This window comes from Acinetobacter dispersus (genome assembly GCF_009884975.1).
Taxonomy (GTDB): Bacteria; Pseudomonadota; Gammaproteobacteria; order Pseudomonadales; family Moraxellaceae; genus Acinetobacter; species Acinetobacter dispersus.
Map to the genome: position 1 here is coordinate 3,096,810 of NZ_CP041970.1, position 18,911 is coordinate 3,115,720.

The window sequence follows — 18,911 nt, forward strand, 5'->3', positions numbered from 1 at the left end:
CGAGTATATCGAGCCTGAAGCTAAAGCTCAATTTTCTGAGAAAATTCCAATTTTTACCTTATCTTAAATTATCGACAAATTCATGACACTTTTAATGCTATTCATTGTGTTTTTAAGTATCTGAGCATTTGTTAGATCAAGAAAATCGAAGATTTTGTTTAAAGAAATGGCCTCATAAGATGACCTCCATACACGTTAAGCTACAACGTGTATGGACTATTATTCATCTTAGTCTGCGAAAGAGCTTTCCAACTCCTCCAGTTCCATCATTAACTCTAATAACTGCTCTTCATGCTGTTCCAATTTTGCTTTCAGCTCATTTTGTTCATTCATCAGCTTGATCAAATCATCTTTGCGATTGGCGTCATACAACGCACTGTCTGCCAATGCATTTTCAATTTCAGCTAAGCGAGGCTGAACCTTTTCAATTTGAGCTTCGACTTTTTCAATATTTTTACGAATCGGACGCGTCAATTCACGGCGACGAGCAGTCTCTTTACGCTGTGCTTCCTTATCAACTTTTCCAGTAGGGGTGCTGGTGCTTGCCGTTTGCTGTTGTAAGACGCTCTGTGCATTGATTTGTTGTTGACGCGCTTCACGTAACCATTTGGCATAATCTTGTAAGTCACCCTCAAATTCAGTGCATTTGCCTGCATGAACTAACAGGAGGTCATCACAAACACTGGCAATCAGCTGACGTTCGTGCGAAACCAGAACCACAGCTCCTTCAAAATCTTGCAGTGCCATGGTCAAGGCATGACGCATGTCCAAATCTAAATGGTTGGTTGGTTCATCAAGGATTAAAACATTCGGACGTAACCATACAATAAGAGCCAAAGCGAGACGCGCACGTTCGCCGCCAGAGAAGCTTTCGCACGGTGTGTCCATACGTTCGCCACTAAAGCCAAAGCCACCTAAAAAGGCACGTAAAGCAGCTTCACTGATCTTTTTGTCAGCAATACGGGCCAGTTGTAGCATTGGACTGGCATTGGCATCTAATGCATCCATTTGATGCTGGGCAAAATAACCAATATTGAGCAGCTCAGAAGCCTTACGTTCACCCGCCAGTAATGGCAGATCTCCGACCAAAGTTTTGATCAAGGTTGATTTACCTGCACCATTCATCCCCAATAAGCCGATACGTGAACTTGGGGTGATTTGCAGACGAATCTTTTCAGCAATCATTTTATCGCCGTAACCAATTGTGGCTGCATCTAAACTAAGCAAAGGCGAGCTCATTTTGGTCGGCTCACGGAAGCTAAAGGTGAAGGGTGTATCGACATGTGCAGGCGCAAGCTGCTGCATTCGCTCAAGTTGTTTAATTCGGCTTTGTGCTTGGCGAGCTTTAGTGGCTTTCGCCTTAAAACGATCAATAAATTTTTGCAGATGTGCACGCGTCTCTTGTTGTTTCTCAAAGGCTTGCTGTTGTTGAGCTAAACGTTCGCTACGTGTGGTTTCAAAAGTGGAATAGTTGCCTGTATATAGCGTGAGTTCCTGATTTTCGATATGCAAAATGTGGTCAGTAATGGCATCGAGGAAATCACGGTCATGTGAAATCAGAACCAGTGTGCCTTCATAAGCTTTCAGCCAGTCTTCTAACCACAAGATTGCATCTAAGTCTAAGTGGTTGGTTGGCTCATCCAGTAATAAGAAGTCTGAACGGCTCATCAAGGTACGCGCAAGATTTAAACGCATCCGCCAGCCGCCAGAGAAGCTCGCCACATTTAAACGCAATTGATGATCCAGAAACCCGAGTCCAGCCATGAGTTGCGCAGCTTTGGCAGGCGCAGCATAGCCATGAATTTCATCAAAACGACCATGAAGTTGAGCTAAGTCATCATTACTGAGTTGATCTGGATGAGCGAGTTTTTCTTGAATGTCCCAATATTCTTCGTCACCAGACAAAACAAAATCAATTGCTGGCATTTCCAAGGCTTTAATTTCTTGTGCCATATGGGCAACTGTCCAGACTGCTGGACGGGTCAGATTGCCCTCATCTGCGACCAACTCACCTAGGAATGCAGCAAATAAAGTTGATTTACCTGCACCATTCACGCCTGTAAGACCAATTTTCCAGCCCGGATGAAGCTGCATTGAAGCTTTTTGGAATAAAACTCGCCCACCACGGCGTAATGAAACTTGGTCAAATTGGATCATGAGTATGCAAAATAGCGAATAGATAGCTGCATTTTAAGGTGATCGCCCATGAATGCAAATTTTTATATTTAAGATCAAGTTGTCTGAATTGAGCTGATCAATCAATCATAAAATAGAGCAAAAGCTCTATTTTTGTGACGCGAATCAGATTATCATTTAAATTATATGAAAAATAAGTAATTAGACAAAAAGCAGATAAACAGGATTTAAGGATGAAGAAGGGAATTCTTGCATTGGGGGCAATGCTGATTTTTGCTGTGCAAACAGAAACACAGGCTGCGAGCAAAATTTGTGTTTTTGATCTACTCGGCAAATCGGGAGAAGCTTATAAGGCTATGGAGGAATGGGCTTTAGCTGCCAAAGCGTGGCGTGGTGATAGTTACTTGATCAGTTACCAAAACGAAGCACTGGCCGAAAATGATTTTGAACAAGGCAAATGCGATGGTGTGTATATGACCTCCATGCGTGCACGCCGTTATAACAAGTTTGCAGGCTCAATTGATGCAATTGGTGCTGTTCCTAGTTATGCGATTGCACAGAAAGCGATTAGTTTTGCTTTGGATAAGCGCAATCAACGCCGTTTGATCAGTACCGTTGATAATGAAAACTATGAAGTTGCTGGAATTTCGCAAATTGGTCTGGCTTATATTTTTGTCAAAGACAAGAAAATGAATACCATTGAGCAAATCAAAGGCAAGAAGTTTGCTGTTCTTGGTTATGATGAAGCGCAAAAAATCGTAGTCAAAAGCTTGGGTGGACAAGCGGTCCTTGCGGATGTATCAGATATCGCGAAAAAATTTAATAATGGGCAGGCCGATATCATGGCTGCGCCAGCCTATGCCTACAAACCATTAGAGTTGCATAAAGGTTTGGGCAATGATGGGGCGATTATTACCTTTCCTGCTGTAAATATGACCATGGATTTAATTATTCGTCCTGAAAAATTCTCCAGTAATTTTGGGCAAAATTCACGAGCTTGGTTTCTTGGTCGTTTGAATACCAATTTTGCTCTGATTCAGCGTTTAGAATCAGAATTGCCAGCCAAATACAAAATGAACCTCAGTAATGAAGATAAAACTCGTTATCAACAAATCCTGCGTGAAGCACGTATGGGATTGACTAAACGTGGTATTTACGATGCCACCATGATGAATGTACTCAAACGTGCACGTTGTACCGTGGATCGGACCAATTTTGAATGTACTTTAGGTGGTGAATAAATCAGTACATAGGGGATGGATGTTTCAATACTCTCCTTTTGAGTTGATATTGGCCTAAAACATTAAAACGTGATCAAGTCTGTTAAAACTGACGAAAACCCGATGTATGTATATAAAAGCGCTATGCATTTAGGAAAAAGCTGACTATATTTATCGAGCACTGATGGAAAATTGTGCAAGATAGTAAAAATAAGGGAAAACGAGATGAAAAAAGGACTTTGGGCATTGAGTGCTACGGCTCTATTTGTCATGGCTACTCCTGTACAGGCAAAACAACAAATTTGTGTTTTTGATTTATTGGGTAAGGCTGGGGAGTCTTATAAACTGATTGAAGAATGGAAGCTTGCCTCTAAAACATGGCAGGGCGATGTTGAATTAATTCCTTATCAAGATGAAGAAAAAGCGGAAAAAGATTTCGATGCAGGCAAATGTGATGGCGTGTATATGACCTCCATGCGTGCACGTAAATATAATAAATTTGCAGGCTCAGTCGATGCGGTTGGTGCAGTTACCAGTAATGCCATTGCACAAAAGGCAATCACCTATGTATTGGATAAACGAAATCAGCATCGTTTAACGGCAACAGTCAACGGTGATAAATTTGAAGTCGTCGGTATTATCCAAGTGGGATTGGCATATATCTTTGTCCGCGACAAAAAGATCGACACCATTGAAAAAGCCAAAGGTAGAAAATTTGCTTATCTACACTATGATCAAGCACAAAAAACCATTGTTGAAAGCATAGATCTAGTTGCTGTCCCATCTGATATTTCTGATTTCGTGAAGAAATTTAATAGTGGCCAAGTAGATGTGATTGCTGCACCAGCGTACGCCTATAAACCACTTGAAATTAGTAAAGGCTTAGCTAATGGGGCGCTGTTTAATTTTCCTGTGGTGAATATTACAGGTGACTTAATTATTCGTCCGAGTCAATTCCCGAATGGATTTGGTCCACAATCTCGACAATGGTTTGTCAATAAACTGCCAAGTAACTTTGCCATGGTGCAACGTTTAGAGGCAGGAATGAACGCGAGAAAAATTACCTTGTCGAGCGAAGATAAAGTTCGTTATCAAAAAATGTTACGTGATGGTCGCATGAATTTAACCAAGCAGGGCGTATACGATGCTAGTATGATGAATGTACTCAAGCGTGCCCGTTGTACGGTTGAGCGGACAAACTTTGAGTGTACTTTGAGTGGTGAATAACAAGGAGAACAGCAGTACAAAAATATAAATCTATAAACAAAGTGAGGCATATATAACAAATTTGCCTATGAAAATAATAGAAATAGATAAAACTGGGTAAAAAGTATACAAACTAGACATAAAAATAGAGTATAAGCTCTATTTTTTTTCAAAAAACATGATTAATATTTGCTTCGAACAAGGAGACAAACATAAAGTTTGTGAAGGGATGAAAAATATGAAAAAAATTGCACTTGCTCTTGCAGCAACTTCGATCTTAGGTGTATCTGCTTCTACTCAAGCAGCAATTGACGTGTGTGTATTCGACTTATTAGGAAAGTCAGGTGAATCATACAAAATGATGCAAGACTGGGCACTCGCAGCGAAAAGCTGGGGCGCTGATGTCAATCTTCTCGCGCTTACAGATGAGCAGGTTGCGGATAACAACTTTAAAGCAGGTAAATGTGCTGCTGTTGCAATGACCGCTATGCGTGCCCGCCCATATAACAAGTTTGCTGGTTCTGTAGATTCATTAGGTGGTGCGCCAAGTAATGAAGTTGCACAACGCGCAATTACTTATGTTCTAGACGCACGTAATGCAGCAAAAATGACCACCACTTTAGGTGGAAATAAATATGAAATTGGTGGTATCGCTCCAATGGGTGCCGCATACATTTTTGTACGTGACAAGAGTATTAATTCAATTGAAAAAGCAGCGGGTAAAAAATTCGCAGTATTGGGTTATGACGATGCGCAAAAAATCATGGTACAACGCGTAGGTGCTCAAGCCGTACTTTCTGATATCTCTAACTTCGCTGCTAAATTTAACAATGGTCAAGTGGACATGGTTGGTGCGCCTGCTTATGCCTACAAGCCATTAGAATTAAGCAAAGGTTTGGGTACCAATGGTGCAATGTTTAACTTCCCTGTACTACAAGTCACAGCGGATCTAGTTTTACGCCCAGAAAAATTCCCAGCAGGTTTTGGTCAAAAATCTCGTGATTATTTTGTGAAGCAACTTCCAAAAGCATTCTCAATGATCAAGCGTTATGAAGCTGAAATCCCAGCGAAATACAAAATGAACTTAACGGCTGAAGACACATTGAAATATCAAAAATTAATGCGTGATGGTCGTTTAGAAATGACTAAACGTGGTATTTACGATGCTGGTATGATGTCTGTATTGAAAAAAGCACGTTGTTCAGTAGACAAAGCTAACTTTGAATGTGCATTACCTGGTGAATAATCAGTAATTGCGATATATCACACTTAAAGCCTAGATTCATCTAGGCTTTTTGTTTTTTAGGCTTTGTCATTTGAGTCATTGTGTTTATTTTGAAAGATCGTAATCATACAAATATATAAAAAGCCAAATGAAATCTTGAAGATTTAAAATATGTTTTAATCAGGACGATTGGACATGACTGAACAAAAACATATTTTTATGTGAAAGCCCAGAGCAGGATGTTAGCTAATTCTTTAATTTTTGGGTGTGATGCAACAACAATCAGCATAGATGCAAAGGAAAAATAAAATGCAATGGTTTAAAACATTATTACTTGCAACAGGTATCGCTGCGGTATCTGCAGGCGCTCAGGCAAAACAAACAATTTGTGTATTCGATATCGTGGGTAAAAGTGGCGATGTCTATGCATTAATGAAAGATTATCAGCTTGCTGCAAAAAACTGGGGTGCTGATATTGAACTGAAAGTCGCGACCAATGAAGCTGTGATCGCGGAAGACTTTAAAGCGGGTAAATGTGATGGCGTGAGTATCACAGGCATGCGTGGCCGCCAGTTTAACCCATTTACAGGATCATTGGATGCGATTGGGGCAATTACAGACCTTAAACTTGCTGTGAAGGTGATGCAAGGTTTGGCGAGTCCAACTTTTGCCAAAGCGATGGTGAATGGTAAATATGAAGTCGTAGGTGTAATCCCAGTGGGAGATGCTTACTTACTTGTGAATGACCGTAATATCAATACCGTTGCCAAGGCTGCAGGTAAGAAAATCGCCGTTTTAGATTATGACGAAGCCCAAAAAATTATGGCTTCGCAAGTCGGTGCACAGGCGGTCAGTTCAGATATCACTAACTTTGGTGCGAAGTTTAACAATGGTCAGGTCGATATTATTGGAGCACCAGCGGCAGCGTTCAAACCTTTGGAGCTTTATAAGGGCTTGGGAACAAAAGGTGCAATTGTGAATTACCCAATTTTACAAGTAACTGGTAATTTGATCATTCATCCAGATAAATTCCCTGAGGGTTTTGGTCAAAAATCAAGAGAATGGGTAAAAGCACAATTGCCGCGTGCATTTACAATTCTTGGAAAAATGAAGGCAGACATTCCACAAAAATATTGGATGGAAGTTCCAGCTTCGGATAAACCAGGTTATCAAAAACTGATGCGTGAAGCGCGCATTAACCTGACAGCAAAAGGAATCTATGACAAACGGATGATGAAATTGCTATGGCAATTCCGTTGCCGCGAAGATGCGAAGAACTTTGAATGTGGTCTGCAAGATGAGAACTATAAATAATCTTGCAAAAAGTTACTAACAGCACTTTAAACTTCAAATACAGACCCGATATTGAGTATGCTATACTAAATATCGGGTCTTTTATTTATTAAAGACGTATTGAAGTCTGAGGAATGTGCATCATGAACGCCCAAGCTCTAGAATTGTCAGATAATGCTGCCAAAAAAGTTCGCCAACTGCGCGAAAGTGAAGGGAATAACGACCTTATGTTACGTGTTTATGTAACGGGTGGTGGATGTTCAGGATTCTCTTATGGCTTTAATTTCGCTGAAAGCGTCAATGAAGATGATGCTGAGTTCATGAATGGCGATGTAAAAATGTTGGTGGATTCTTTGAGCTACCAGTATTTGATCGGTTCAGTTGTTGATTATCTTGAAGGACTTGAAGGTTCACGCTTTGTGATCCAGAACCCGAATGCGACAACAACCTGTGGCTGTGGTTCATCATTCTCAATCTAACAGATTCTAGATATAAAAAAAGCTTCTCCAATTGAGAAGCTTTTTTGTTTTATACCATGGTTATTGTTCCGAGGATACGATCACCTGCTGCACCCGTCACCGCAGGTAAATTACCACTCAGTTGTTGTACGAAGCGCATAGCCAACCACGCAAAAGCAGTTGCCTCTACCCAAGTTGGCGCTAGACCAAGTGCATCCGTTGTTTGCACTGACCAATTATGTTTACGTAAGCGCCAACGGAGTTGTTCAAGTAGATGCGAGTTATATGCACCGCCACCACAGACATAGATTTCACCTGTCGGCATCCATTCCTTGCTACGATAAATTGCTTTTTTAATCGCACGTGTGGTGAGTTTCATTAAGGTCGCTTGAACATTCTCTGGTGTATCTTCCAGTTCATCATATTCCAGATCATTGCGCCAATCGCTGAGCTGCTCATCCAACCATTCGAGATTAAAATCTTCGCGACCTGTGCTCTTCGGTGGTTCTTTGGCAAAAAACTCATGATTCTGTAGACGATCTAGTAAGGAACGAATTGGATTGCCATAGGCTGCCCAGTCACCATTTTCATCATAAGGATGTCCAGTGTGGCGATGACACCAAGCATCCATCAAAATATTGGCAGGGCCTGTATCAAAGCCATATACGCCGTTTAAATCATTTGCAGGCAGCATACTGACGTTTGCAATACCACCTAAATTTAAAATGACACGGTGGATACTGTCATGTAGGAATAAGGCTTGATGGAAGGCGGGGACCAAAGGTGCACCTTGACCACCTGCTGCCATATCACGACGACGGAAATCAGACACTACTGGGAGTTGCGTGATTTCGGTAATGATATTGGGATCACCAATTTGTAAGGTAAAGCCATGTTCAGGACGATGGCGAATGGTTTGCCCATGCGAACCGATGGCTTTAATTTGAGTGCGGTCTAAATTATTCTTTTCAATCAGTTCATTAATGCCATGCCCAATCATTTGCGCTAAAGCAACATCAGCTTTACCCATACGATCAATTTCATTGTCGTCTGGGAGCGTCAATGCCATCAACTCATCGCGTAATTCAGGTTCAAAAGGCACAGTCAGCGTAGCATGCAGCGTTAAAGGGTCGAATGAAGTTGCAACAATATCAACACCATCCATGCTCGTGCCTGTCATTACACCAATATAGATTGCGCTCATATACAACTTATCCTGCAAGATGCTGAAAAAATGTTAGTATATCGCACAAATTGAATAACTGATGTGTTTAGGTTTTGTGATGTCAAATTTCTTGCCAGCCGAAGAACAGCTTGCTCTCATTCAACGAGGCACGCACGAGATTATCTCTGACGAAGATTTACTTAAAAAATTGAAAGAGAATCGTCCACTCCGTGTAAAAGCAGGCTTTGACCCTACGGCTCCTGATTTACACTTAGGACATACGGTTCTAATTAATAAATTAAAAACCTTCCAAGATTTAGGACATGAAGTCACTTTCTTGATTGGTGATTATACTGCCATGATTGGTGACCCAACGGGTAAAAGCGCAACGCGTCCGCCGTTGTCACAAGAGCAAGTAATTGCCAATGCTAAGACCTATCAAGAACAAGTCTTTAAAATTTTAGATCCGAATAAAACCAAAGTCCGTTTTAACTCGGAATGGTTTAATCAGAAATCTGCGGCTGATCTAATTCAATTGGCAAGCCAGCAAACCGTATCACGCATGTTAGAACGTGATGACTTTACTAAGCGCTATAACAATCATCAACCGATTGCGATTCATGAATTTTTGTATCCATTGGTACAAGGCTATGATTCGATTGCACTTGAGGCAGATGTCGAGTTAGGTGGTACAGACCAGACTTTTAACTTGTTAATGGGTCGTACCCTACAAGGTCGTTACGGTCAAGAATCACAAGTCTGTATTACTGTGCCGATTCTTGAAGGTTTAGATGGCGTGAATAAGATGTCTAAATCTTTAGGCAACTATATTGGTGTATTTGATGCACCTGGTGCGATGTACCAAAAAATCTTGTCTATGCCAGATAGCTTGATTGAGCGTTATTTTGATTTACTGAGCTTTAAGTCACTTGATGAAATCAAAGTATTGCTTGATGAAATGGCTGCAGGTCGTAATCCGCAAGAAATTAAACGTATCTTGGCACTTGAGCTTGTAGAGCGTTTCCATGATGCAGAAGCAGCGGAAAATGCACATAAGAGTGCAGGTAACCGTGTAACAGAAGGTGAAGTGCCGGAAGATACACCAGAAGTGATCATTTCTCGTGGCGAGTTTGGTGGTGAGTTATTTATTGCAACGATTCTTCGTGTTGCAGGTTTAAACCCAAATGCAGCAGCAGCGAAAGACGCCGTGGGTCGTGGTGCAGTAAAAGTTGATTGGAATGTGGTTGATATGAGCTTCTCTGTAAAAGAGAATGTCACTTTAATCATTCAGTCAGGTAAAAAAGCCATTGCACGAGTGACTTTCACTGACTAAATCAAAATGAAAATAATAAAAAGCAGGCCATGAGCCTGCTTTTTATACATAAATAGCTGATAAAAACAACGAAAACACTGGTTTTGTAGAAAAAAGAAACATGCAAAAGAAAATAATAAAAAATGGGGTTGCACCTGACCTGAAATGCTGTAGAATGCACATCCATCGGCGGTGATGCAGATAAAAACTTGTTGAGAAACAAGGATTTGGCTTAAGGGTTAAATTTTTGGGTTTGAGAATAAGTTTTGAAAATATCTAAATTACCTGTTGACTTTAAAGAAATTTAGAGTAATATAGCCGACCTAGCTTGATGATGACGAATCATCGAGAAGATCATTAAGAGAATAGAAGAACAACTTGTGTGGATTTTTACTGATTGATCGATCGAAAATATTTCATTGATTGAATGGTAGAAATTTCTCGAAGTTTATTTGAGCGAATTTTTAGTCAGAAAATTGATGAGCCAAGATTTGTAGCCATAAGCTACTAATGATTTTAAACTGAAGAGTTTGATCATGGCTCAGATTGAACGCTGGCGGCAGGCTTAACACATGCAAGTCGAGCGGAGTGATGGTGCTTGCACTATCACTTAGCGGCGGACGGGTGAGTAATGCTTAGGAATCTGCCATTTAGTGGGGGACAACATTCCGAAAGGAATGCTAATACCGCATACGTCCTACGGGAGAAAGCAGGGGATCTTCGGACCTTGCGCTAAATGATGAGCCTAAGTCGGATTAGCTAGTTGGTGGGGTAAAGGCCTACCAAGGCGACGATCTGTAGCGGGTCTGAGAGGATGATCCGCCACACTGGGACTGAGACACGGCCCAGACTCCTACGGGAGGCAGCAGTGGGGAATATTGGACAATGGGCGGAAGCCTGATCCAGCCATGCCGCGTGTGTGAAGAAGGCCTTTTGGTTGTAAAGCACTTTAAGCGAGGAGGAGGCTCTCCTAGTTAATACCTAGGAAGAGTGGACGTTACTCGCAGAATAAGCACCGGCTAACTCTGTGCCAGCAGCCGCGGTAATACAGAGGGTGCGAGCGTTAATCGGATTTACTGGGCGTAAAGCGTGCGTAGGCGGCTGATTAAGTCGGATGTGAAATCCCTGAGCTTAACTTAGGAATTGCATTCGATACTGGTCAGCTAGAGTATGGGAGAGGATGGTAGAATTCCAGGTGTAGCGGTGAAATGCGTAGAGATCTGGAGGAATACCGATGGCGAAGGCAGCCATCTGGCCTAATACTGACGCTGAGGTACGAAAGCATGGGGAGCAAACAGGATTAGATACCCTGGTAGTCCATGCCGTAAACGATGTCTACTAGCCGTTGGGGCCTTTGAGGCTTTAGTGGCGCAGCTAACGCGATAAGTAGACCGCCTGGGGAGTACGGTCGCAAGACTAAAACTCAAATGAATTGACGGGGGCCCGCACAAGCGGTGGAGCATGTGGTTTAATTCGATGCAACGCGAAGAACCTTACCTGGCCTTGACATACTAGAAACTTTCCAGAGATGGATTGGTGCCTTCGGGAATCTAGATACAGGTGCTGCATGGCTGTCGTCAGCTCGTGTCGTGAGATGTTGGGTTAAGTCCCGCAACGAGCGCAACCCTTTTCCTTATTTGCCAGCGAGTAATGTCGGGAACTTTAAGGATACTGCCAGTGACAAACTGGAGGAAGGCGGGGACGACGTCAAGTCATCATGGCCCTTACGGCCAGGGCTACACACGTGCTACAATGGTCGGTACAAAGGGTTGCTACCTAGCGATAGGATGCTAATCTCAAAAAGCCGATCGTAGTCCGGATTGGAGTCTGCAACTCGACTCCATGAAGTCGGAATCGCTAGTAATCGCGGATCAGAATGCCGCGGTGAATACGTTCCCGGGCCTTGTACACACCGCCCGTCACACCATGGGAGTTTGTTGCACCAGAAGTAGGTAGTCTAACCGCAAGGAGGACGCTTACCACGGTGTGGCCGATGACTGGGGTGAAGTCGTAACAAGGTAGCCGTAGGGGAACCTGCGGCTGGATCACCTCCTTAACGAAAGATTGACGATCGGTAAGAATCCACAACAAGTTGTTCTTCGAAGATGTATCTGAGGGTCTGTAGCTCAGTTGGTTAGAGCACACGCTTGATAAGCGTGGGGTCACAAGTTCAAGTCTTGTCAGACCCACCAAATCTGATTGCAGTAGCTTAGATTGAAAGATATGTCGTTCATTAAATGATAAGCTGGGGACTTAGCTTAGTTGGTAGAGCGCCTGCTTTGCACGCAGGAGGTCAGGAGTTCGACTCTCCTAGTCTCCACCATACATTACAAAGTGATGTAAAACGAAAGTTGAATTCCAAGATAGCTTATAGAATTTAGTAAGTAGATAGCTTATTAAGTTCTGTGATTTATCACAGTTTACTACACACCGACGAGGTGGTAGTTAATCATTAACAGATTAGAAAATTGAGTCTGAAATAAATTGTTCAAACTCGATTAATTTGACACTAACGGTAATACGTAAGTATTGCAGTTGGATGAAGAATTAATCTGAGAACTAGCAAATTAACTGAATCAAGCGTTTTGGTATATGAATTAGATTGAAGCTGTACGGTGATTAAATTCACAGGACAACAGATGGTAGCAATTAAGTTTGCAACGATAACACTCACTTGTATGTGTTAACGACTGTTTGGGGTTGTATAGTCAAGTAATTAAGTGCATGTGGTGGATGCCTTGGCAGTCAGAGGCGATGAAAGACGTAATAGCCTGCGATAAGCTCCGGGGAGGCGGCAAATATCCTTTGATCCGGAGATTTCTGAATGGGGGAACCCACCCGCTATAAGGCGGGTATCATAAGCTGAATACATAGGCTTATGAAGCGAACGAGGGGAAGTGAAACATCTCAGTACCCTTAGGAAAAGAAATCAATTGAGATTCCCTTAGTAGCGGCGAGCGAACGGGGAGCAGCCCATTAAGTTGTGTGTGTTCTAGTGGAACGCTCTGGGAAGTGCGAACGTAGAGGGTGATATTCCCGTACACGAAAGGGCACACACAATGATGACGAGTAGGGCGAGGCACGTGAAACCTTGTCTGAATATGGGGGGACCATCCTCCAAGGCTAAATACTCCTGACTGACCGATAGTGAACCAGTACCGTGAGGGAAAGGCGAAAAGAACCCCTGTGAGGGGAGTGAAATAGATCCTGAAACCGCATGCATACAAGCAGTGGGAGCCGACTTGTTCGGTGACTGCGTACCTTTTGTATAATGGGTCAGCGACTTATATTCAGTAGCGAGGTTAACCGAATAGGGGAGCCGTAGAGAAATCGAGTCTTAATAGGGCGTTTAGTTGCTGGGTATAGACCCGAAACCAGGCGATCTATCCATGAGCAGGTTGAAGGTTGGGTAACACTAACTGGAGGACCGAACCCACTGTCGTTGAAAAGCCAGGGGATGACTTGTGGATAGGGGTGAAAGGCTAATCAAGCCTGGTGATAGCTGGTTCTCCCCGAAAGCTATTTAGGTAGCGCCTCGGACGAATACCATTGGGGGTAGAGCACTGTTTCGGCTAGGGGGTCATCCCGACTTACCAAACCGATGCAAACTCCGAATACCAATGAGTACTATCCGGGAGACAGACTGCGGGTGCTAACGTCCGTAGTCAAGAGGAAAACAATCCAGACCGCCAGCTAAGGCCCCAAAATCATAGTTAAGTGGGAAACGATGTGGGAAGGCATAGACAGCTAGGAGGTTGGCTTAGAAGCAGCCACCCTTTAAAGAAAGCGTAATAGCTCACTAGTCGAGTCGGCCTGCGCGGAAGATGTAACGGGGCTAAAACTATGTGCCGAAGCTGCGGATTTACGCATTAGCGTAAGTGGTAGGGGAGCGTTCTGTAAGCCGATGAAGGTGTATTGAGAAGTATGCTGGAGGTATCAGAAGTGCGAATGCTGACGTGAGTAACGACAAAACGGGTGAAAAACCCGTTCGCTGAAAGACCAAGGGTTCCAGTCCAACGTTAATCGGGGCTGGGTGAGTCGACCCCTAAGGCGAGGCCGAGAGGCGTAGTCGATGGGAAATTGGTTAATATTCCAATACTTCTGTGTAATGCGATGAGAGGACGGAGAAGGTTAAGTCAGCCTGGCGTTGGTTGTCCAGGTGGAAGGCAGTAGGCATGCATCTTAGGCAAATCCGGGGTGCTCTATGCTGAGAGCTGATAGCAAGCTGTACTTGTACAGTGAAGTGGCTGATACCATGCTTCCAGGAAAAGTCTCTAAGCTTCAGTTACACAGGAATCGTACCCGAAACCGACACAGGTGGTCAGGTCGAGTAGACCAAAGCGCTTGAGAGAACTCTGCTGAAGGAACTAGGCAAAATGGTACCGTAACTTCGGGAGAAGGTACGCTGCTGACGGTGATGGGACTTGCTCCCTGAGCTATTGGCAGCCACAGAAACCAGGCCGCTGCAACTGTTTATTAAAAACATAGCACTCTGCAAACACGAAAGTGGACGTATAGGGTGTGATGCCTGCCCGGTGCTGGAAGGTTAATTGATGGGGTTAGCGTAAGCGAAGCTCTTGATCGAAGCCCCAGTAAACGGCGGCCGTAACTATAACGGTCCTAAGGTAGCGAAATTCCTTGTCGGGTAAGTTCCGACCTGCACGAATGGCATAATGATGGCGGCGCTGTCTCCAGCAGAGGCTCAGTGAAATCGAATTCGCCGTGAAGATGCGGTGTACCCGCGGCTAGACGGAAAGACCCCGTGAACCTTTACTGCAGCTTGACATTGAACTTTGACCTTACTTGTGTAGGATAGGTGGGAGGCTTTGAAGTTGGAACGCTAGTTCCAATGGAGCCGTCCTTGAAATACCACCCTGGTAATGTTGAGGTTCTAACTCTGCCCCGTAATCCGGGGCGAGGACCATGTCTGGTGGGTAGTTTGACTGGGGCGGTCTCCTCCTAAAGAGTAACGGAGGAGTACGAAGGTGCGCTCAGCGTGGTCGGAAATCACGCGTAGAGTATAAAGGCAAAAGCGCGCTTAACTGCGAGACCCACAAGTCGAGCAGGTACGAAAGTAGGTCTTAGTGATCCGGTGGTTCTGTATGGAAGGGCCATCGCTCAACGGATAAAAGGTACTCTGGGGATAACAGGCTGATACCGCCCAAGAGTTCATATCGACGGCGGTGTTTGGCACCTCGATGTCGGCTCATCTCATCCTGGGGCTGAAGCAGGTCCCAAGGGTATGGCTGTTCGCCATTTAAAGAGGTACGCGAGCTGGGTTTAGAACGTCGTGAGACAGTTCGGTCCCTATCTACCGTGGGCGCTGGAAATTTGAGAGGATCTGCTCCTAGTACGAGAGGACCAGAGTGGACGAACCTCTGGTGTACCGGTTGTGACGCCAGTCGCATCGCCGGGTAGCTATGTTCGGAAGGGATAACCGCTGAAAGCATCTAAGCGGGAAGCCTACCTCAAGATAAGATTTCCCTAGGAATTTATTCCTCTAAAGAGCCGTTCGAGACTAGGACGTTGATAGGTTGGGTGTGGAAGCACGGTGACGTGTGAAGCTGACCAATACTAATTGCTCGTGAGGCTTGACTATACAACACCCAAGCAGTTGTATGTAAAGCTGATAATCGATTCATAAAAGATCAGTTAAACCTGATCTTGAACAAAGAACTTGATTTAGTGATTGCTAAGCAATAAACTTCGACTCAATAATCTAATCCGTTAATAACTCTTTGGACCGTAAGTAAGGCATACGATGAATACATCGTGAATAAGACCCGAAAGCACCACAACAGTTTGCTGGCGACAATAGCAAGAGTGAACCACCTGATCCCTTCCCGAACTCAGAAGTGAAACCTCTTAGCGCTGATGGTAGTGTGGCACTTGCCATGTGAGAGTAAGTCATCGCCAGCTTTTAAATTAGAAACACCCCAATCTCGTGAGAGGTTGGGGTGTTTTTTATGGCATGAAAGAAAATAGGTAGAAGAAATTGGCTAAAATCGGTTAAATCATTCTCAAAATTAACAACACGATGAAAATTTCTTTGCTCGTAGATCACCCAGAAGCAATTGGAAAAATTGCAAAGTGGTACTATAACGAATGGGCTTATTTCTCTTTACAGATTACCGAAGAAATGATGCGCCAAAAGGTGTTGGAAAAAGCAGCTAATCGTGATGTTATTCCTTTAGCAATCGTAGCTCATCATGAAAATGAATTGATTGGTGCCTTAGAACTTAAGCTACGAGAGAATAAAAACTATCCAGAATATGAGCATTGGATCGGTGGGATTTTTGTTGATCCTTTATGGCGAGGACAAGGTGTTGCAAGCAGAATGATTAGTATGGCAAAAGAAAAAGCTAAAGAATTAGGTGTAACCATGCTTTATTTACAATGTGAAAGCCATAATATTTCACTATATCAAAGACATGGTTTTAAAGTGCTGCATCAAGCCAATCATCATACGGTAGAAGTAACAATTATGAGATATCAACAATAAGAATTACGAAGTTATGACTTTGTTTGGAGATAAGATGGAACAAAAGTTATTTCAAGCTGCGAAAGTCTTTATGGAGAGCCGTTATCCTACAGGCTGGGGTGGTGTTGCTGCACTAGCCACAGAGAGTGGCAAAATTTTGATTAGTGTTGCTCCTGAAACAGGAAATGATGCTTTATCACTTTGTATGGAAGTTGGGGCGTGCTTGGAGGCACATAAAATCAATGAAAAAATTACACATTCCCTCTGTATATGTAGAGAGTCGGAACATTCAAACATTCTAATTTTAACGCCTTGTGGGATCTGCCAAGAGCGTCTTTCCTATTGGGGTGGCGATGTTCTAGTCGCAGTAAGTACAGCTGAGAACAAATTATTATTTAAACCCTTAAGAGAACTGATGCCCTATCATTGGTCGATTGTGAATGGGGTACAGCTTTAATGCGGTATAAGGAAAAGCTATTCGTGTTTAAAGAATCAGGATATTAAGTATATGCTGAGTTATCGTCTTCTCTGCTCTGATAATGAAACTGATATAGCCAGTATTCAAGCTGTATTTGAGGCTACTCCAAATTATTTTAAACTCATTCAAGGATATAGCGCAGAGAAAAATGCTGCTCGAAACGATCTAAAAGCTGTACCTAGTGGACATCCATTTACTGCAAAGTTTTTTTACGCGATTTATCATAAAGAACAGATGATTGGTTGTATTGATATTCTGCAAGGTTATCCCGAGTCATCAATAGTATTTATTGGACTGCTATTATTTATAGAGTCTCATCAAGGTTTAGGCTATGGCTCGCAAGCAGTCAATTTTATTTCGGGTCTTACTAATGCTTGGGAATGTGATCGGTTGAGAATTGCAGTGGTTGAATCAAATGAACCTGCATTTGCATTTTGGTCAAAGGAAGGTTTTGTAGAACTTTATCGTAAAGAACTCAGTGAATATGTTGCTCCCGTAATTGTTATGGAGAGACCGCTAACTTTTAAATGAGAGGAACTAAATGAAACTTAACTCTTTTTCACCACTGCCTGAAGATGATGAAGAACTACATCTTCCTGAGCTGGTGTATTGGGCATCTCTTGGTGATGTGGAACAAGTAGAGCAATTATTGGCAGAGGGGGCAAATCCAAACCAGACCGATGATGATGGTTATAGTGCATTACAGGCTGCTGCTGAGAATGATCATTTGGCCGTAGTGAAGCTGTTGGTGTGTAAGGGTGCAAATGTGACGTATAAAGGCGAATACACGGCCCTACAGCTTGCTGAAATGGCAGAGCATAGCGAAGTGATTGCGTATCTTAAAAGTCTTTAAATTGCTTTGAAAAATGATAGATAAAAAGAAGCCCCATCATCCTGACGGGGCTTCTTCATATTCAGTTTATGTCGTTGATATCCTATTAACGACCACGTCCTGTGTGTTTTATTATTCTCAATGAGACTTCCTGTCTCTCTATGATTTGTATGATAGGCGAAAAGTTTGTATTGGGATATTCGTCAATCTCTGCGATTGTTGTAGGTTTTGGCGTACATGAATAGAGATTGATGAAATGATGCGCTATAAAAAACGGAATCTCTGGATTCCGTTTTTGTTTCATTCAAGTCTTAGAAATGAATATCTAAACCAATATAAGGACCCTTAAAGTTAAATTTAAGGTCATTTTTTTCGTAATCATCTAGCTTGATATCGAGGATGCGGTAACCTGCTTTTAAACCAACATCGACCAACAAGTTATCAATAAAGTTGTATTGTAATTCAGCTTGTGCATCAGTGATTTTAGCGTCGTTAAAGTTGCTATATAACAATTCAGCTTTGGCACTTAAACCTGTGAAAGGTAGTTTTACGCCTGCAGAACCATAAATGACAGGAACTGTTTTATCGATATCTGTTTTGCTTAAGCCTAGTGTTTTTACATCACCATTCAGGTTGGTTGCACCCAAACCAACATCTGCATTTACGATGGTGTCTAGGATTTCATAATACAAAATGAAGTCGGTATGATCGATATTCAAATCATAAACTGGCTGACCCGCAACTTCATTTTCCGTTTGCGATTTTAAATTCACATAGCGAATTTTTGCATTTGGAATCAGTGGAATCGGGTGTTCAAATGCAAGCGAAATTTGTGCAGAACCTTTACGATCTAAATTTTCTTCAGGTGCTGAAAGACCTGCGTAAGGATTTAATAAAAGGTCGTTCACACCTGTTTGATTTGATAATGATGAAGTATTTGATTTTGGTTGAACTTTTGTTTTCCCATCATAAAACCAATAACTCGCATCAGCTTTTACACCAATTAAATCTGCTTGCGCTACACCACAAAAGCTTGTCCCTAAAGCCAGCATTGATATTTTTAATATTTTCATTGGATTGTCCTAATAAGTATCAAAAACCGTAA

At 42.7% G+C, this 18,911-nt stretch carries 13 protein-coding genes, 2 tRNA genes and 3 rRNA genes; 15 read left to right on the top strand and 3 right to left on the bottom strand.

Annotated elements, in window-relative coordinates; all coding sequences use genetic code 11:
• Window positions 1–228: 228 nt before the first annotated feature.
• The gene (locus FPL17_RS14250) at window positions 229–2,157 is read right to left on the bottom strand and encodes an ATP-binding cassette domain-containing protein (protein WP_159885696.1); all 1,929 of its coding nucleotides are present in this window, start codon (window positions 2,155–2,157) and stop codon (window positions 229–231) included.
• 212 nt (window positions 2,158–2,369) lie between these two features.
• Here FPL17_RS14250 and FPL17_RS14255 point away from each other — a divergent pair, with 212 nt between their 5' ends.
• The 5 genes from FPL17_RS14255 to erpA all read left to right on the top strand — a co-directional run bounded on the left by FPL17_RS14255 (window position 2,370) and on the right by erpA (window position 7,559).
• On the top strand, window positions 2,370–3,377 hold the full coding sequence (locus FPL17_RS14255) for a putative solute-binding protein (RefSeq protein WP_159885698.1): 1,008 nt from the start codon (window positions 2,370–2,372) through the stop codon (window positions 3,375–3,377).
• 204 nt (window positions 3,378–3,581) lie between these two features.
• Complete coding sequence (locus tag FPL17_RS14260; RefSeq protein ID WP_159885700.1) at window positions 3,582–4,583, top strand: putative solute-binding protein; 1,002 nt, start codon at window positions 3,582–3,584, stop codon at window positions 4,581–4,583.
• Window positions 4,584–4,800: 217 nt separating this feature from the next.
• The gene (locus FPL17_RS14265; protein WP_032857880.1) at window positions 4,801–5,808 is read left to right on the top strand and encodes a putative solute-binding protein; all 1,008 of its coding nucleotides are present in this window, start codon (window positions 4,801–4,803) and stop codon (window positions 5,806–5,808) included.
• 288 nt (window positions 5,809–6,096) lie between these two features.
• Window positions 6,097–7,101, top strand: a complete 1,005-nt coding sequence (locus tag FPL17_RS14270; protein ID WP_005186237.1) for a putative solute-binding protein — start codon at window positions 6,097–6,099, stop codon at window positions 7,099–7,101.
• Between the two features lie 122 nt (window positions 7,102–7,223).
• A complete protein-coding gene (gene erpA / locus FPL17_RS14275) occupies window positions 7,224–7,559 on the top strand; it encodes an iron-sulfur cluster insertion protein ErpA (RefSeq protein ID WP_005186235.1) in 336 nt (111 codons plus the stop codon).
• A gap of 49 nt (window positions 7,560–7,608) precedes the next feature.
• On the opposite strand, the gene FPL17_RS14280 is transcribed toward erpA, so the two are convergent.
• On the bottom strand, window positions 7,609–8,742 hold the full coding sequence (locus FPL17_RS14280; protein WP_159885702.1) for an anhydro-N-acetylmuramic acid kinase: 1,134 nt from the start codon (window positions 8,740–8,742) through the stop codon (window positions 7,609–7,611).
• A 61-nt stretch (window positions 8,743–8,803) separates the two neighbouring features.
• On the opposite strand from FPL17_RS14280, the gene tyrS reads away from it, so the two are divergent.
• The 10 genes from tyrS to FPL17_RS14330 all read left to right on the top strand — a co-directional run bounded on the left by tyrS (window position 8,804) and on the right by FPL17_RS14330 (window position 17,827).
• Complete coding sequence (gene tyrS / locus FPL17_RS14285; RefSeq protein WP_159885704.1) at window positions 8,804–10,036, top strand: tyrosine--tRNA ligase; 1,233 nt, start codon at window positions 8,804–8,806, stop codon at window positions 10,034–10,036.
• Between the two features lie 497 nt (window positions 10,037–10,533).
• Window positions 10,534–12,071: ribosomal RNA gene (locus FPL17_RS14290) — 16S ribosomal RNA — on the top strand.
• Window positions 12,072–12,130: 59 nt separating this feature from the next.
• Window positions 12,131–12,207 (top strand) — tRNA-Ile (locus FPL17_RS14295).
• Window positions 12,208–12,262: 55 nt separating this feature from the next.
• Window positions 12,263–12,338: transfer RNA gene (locus FPL17_RS14300), tRNA-Ala, on the top strand.
• Window positions 12,339–12,721: 383 nt separating this feature from the next.
• Window positions 12,722–15,614 (top strand): 23S ribosomal RNA (locus FPL17_RS14305).
• A gap of 205 nt (window positions 15,615–15,819) precedes the next feature.
• Window positions 15,820–15,934: ribosomal RNA gene (rrf, locus tag FPL17_RS14310) — 5S ribosomal RNA — on the top strand.
• The 16S, 23S and 5S rRNA genes sit together here with 2 tRNA genes alongside, the layout of an rRNA operon.
• A 118-nt stretch (window positions 15,935–16,052) precedes the next feature.
• Complete coding sequence (locus tag FPL17_RS14315; protein ID WP_159885706.1) at window positions 16,053–16,517, top strand: GNAT family N-acetyltransferase; 465 nt, start codon at window positions 16,053–16,055, stop codon at window positions 16,515–16,517.
• Window positions 16,518–16,551: 34 nt separating this feature from the next.
• Window positions 16,552–16,953 carry a cytidine deaminase gene (locus FPL17_RS14320; protein WP_005186224.1) on the top strand — a complete coding sequence of 134 codons (402 nt, stop codon included), beginning with the start codon at window positions 16,552–16,554 and terminating at the stop codon, window positions 16,951–16,953.
• Between the two features lie 51 nt (window positions 16,954–17,004).
• The gene (locus FPL17_RS14325; protein WP_159885708.1) at window positions 17,005–17,505 is read left to right on the top strand and encodes a GNAT family N-acetyltransferase; all 501 of its coding nucleotides are present in this window, start codon (window positions 17,005–17,007) and stop codon (window positions 17,503–17,505) included.
• Between the two features lie 10 nt (window positions 17,506–17,515).
• Complete coding sequence (locus FPL17_RS14330) at window positions 17,516–17,827, top strand: ankyrin repeat domain-containing protein (RefSeq protein ID WP_159885710.1); 312 nt, start codon at window positions 17,516–17,518, stop codon at window positions 17,825–17,827.
• 290 nt (window positions 17,828–18,117) lie between these two features.
• On the opposite strand, the gene FPL17_RS14335 is transcribed toward FPL17_RS14330, so the two are convergent.
• Window positions 18,118–18,879, bottom strand: coding sequence for a TIGR04219 family outer membrane beta-barrel protein (locus FPL17_RS14335; protein ID WP_159885712.1), 762 nt, complete (start codon window positions 18,877–18,879; stop codon window positions 18,118–18,120).
• Between the last annotated feature and the right edge of the window lie 32 nt (window positions 18,880–18,911).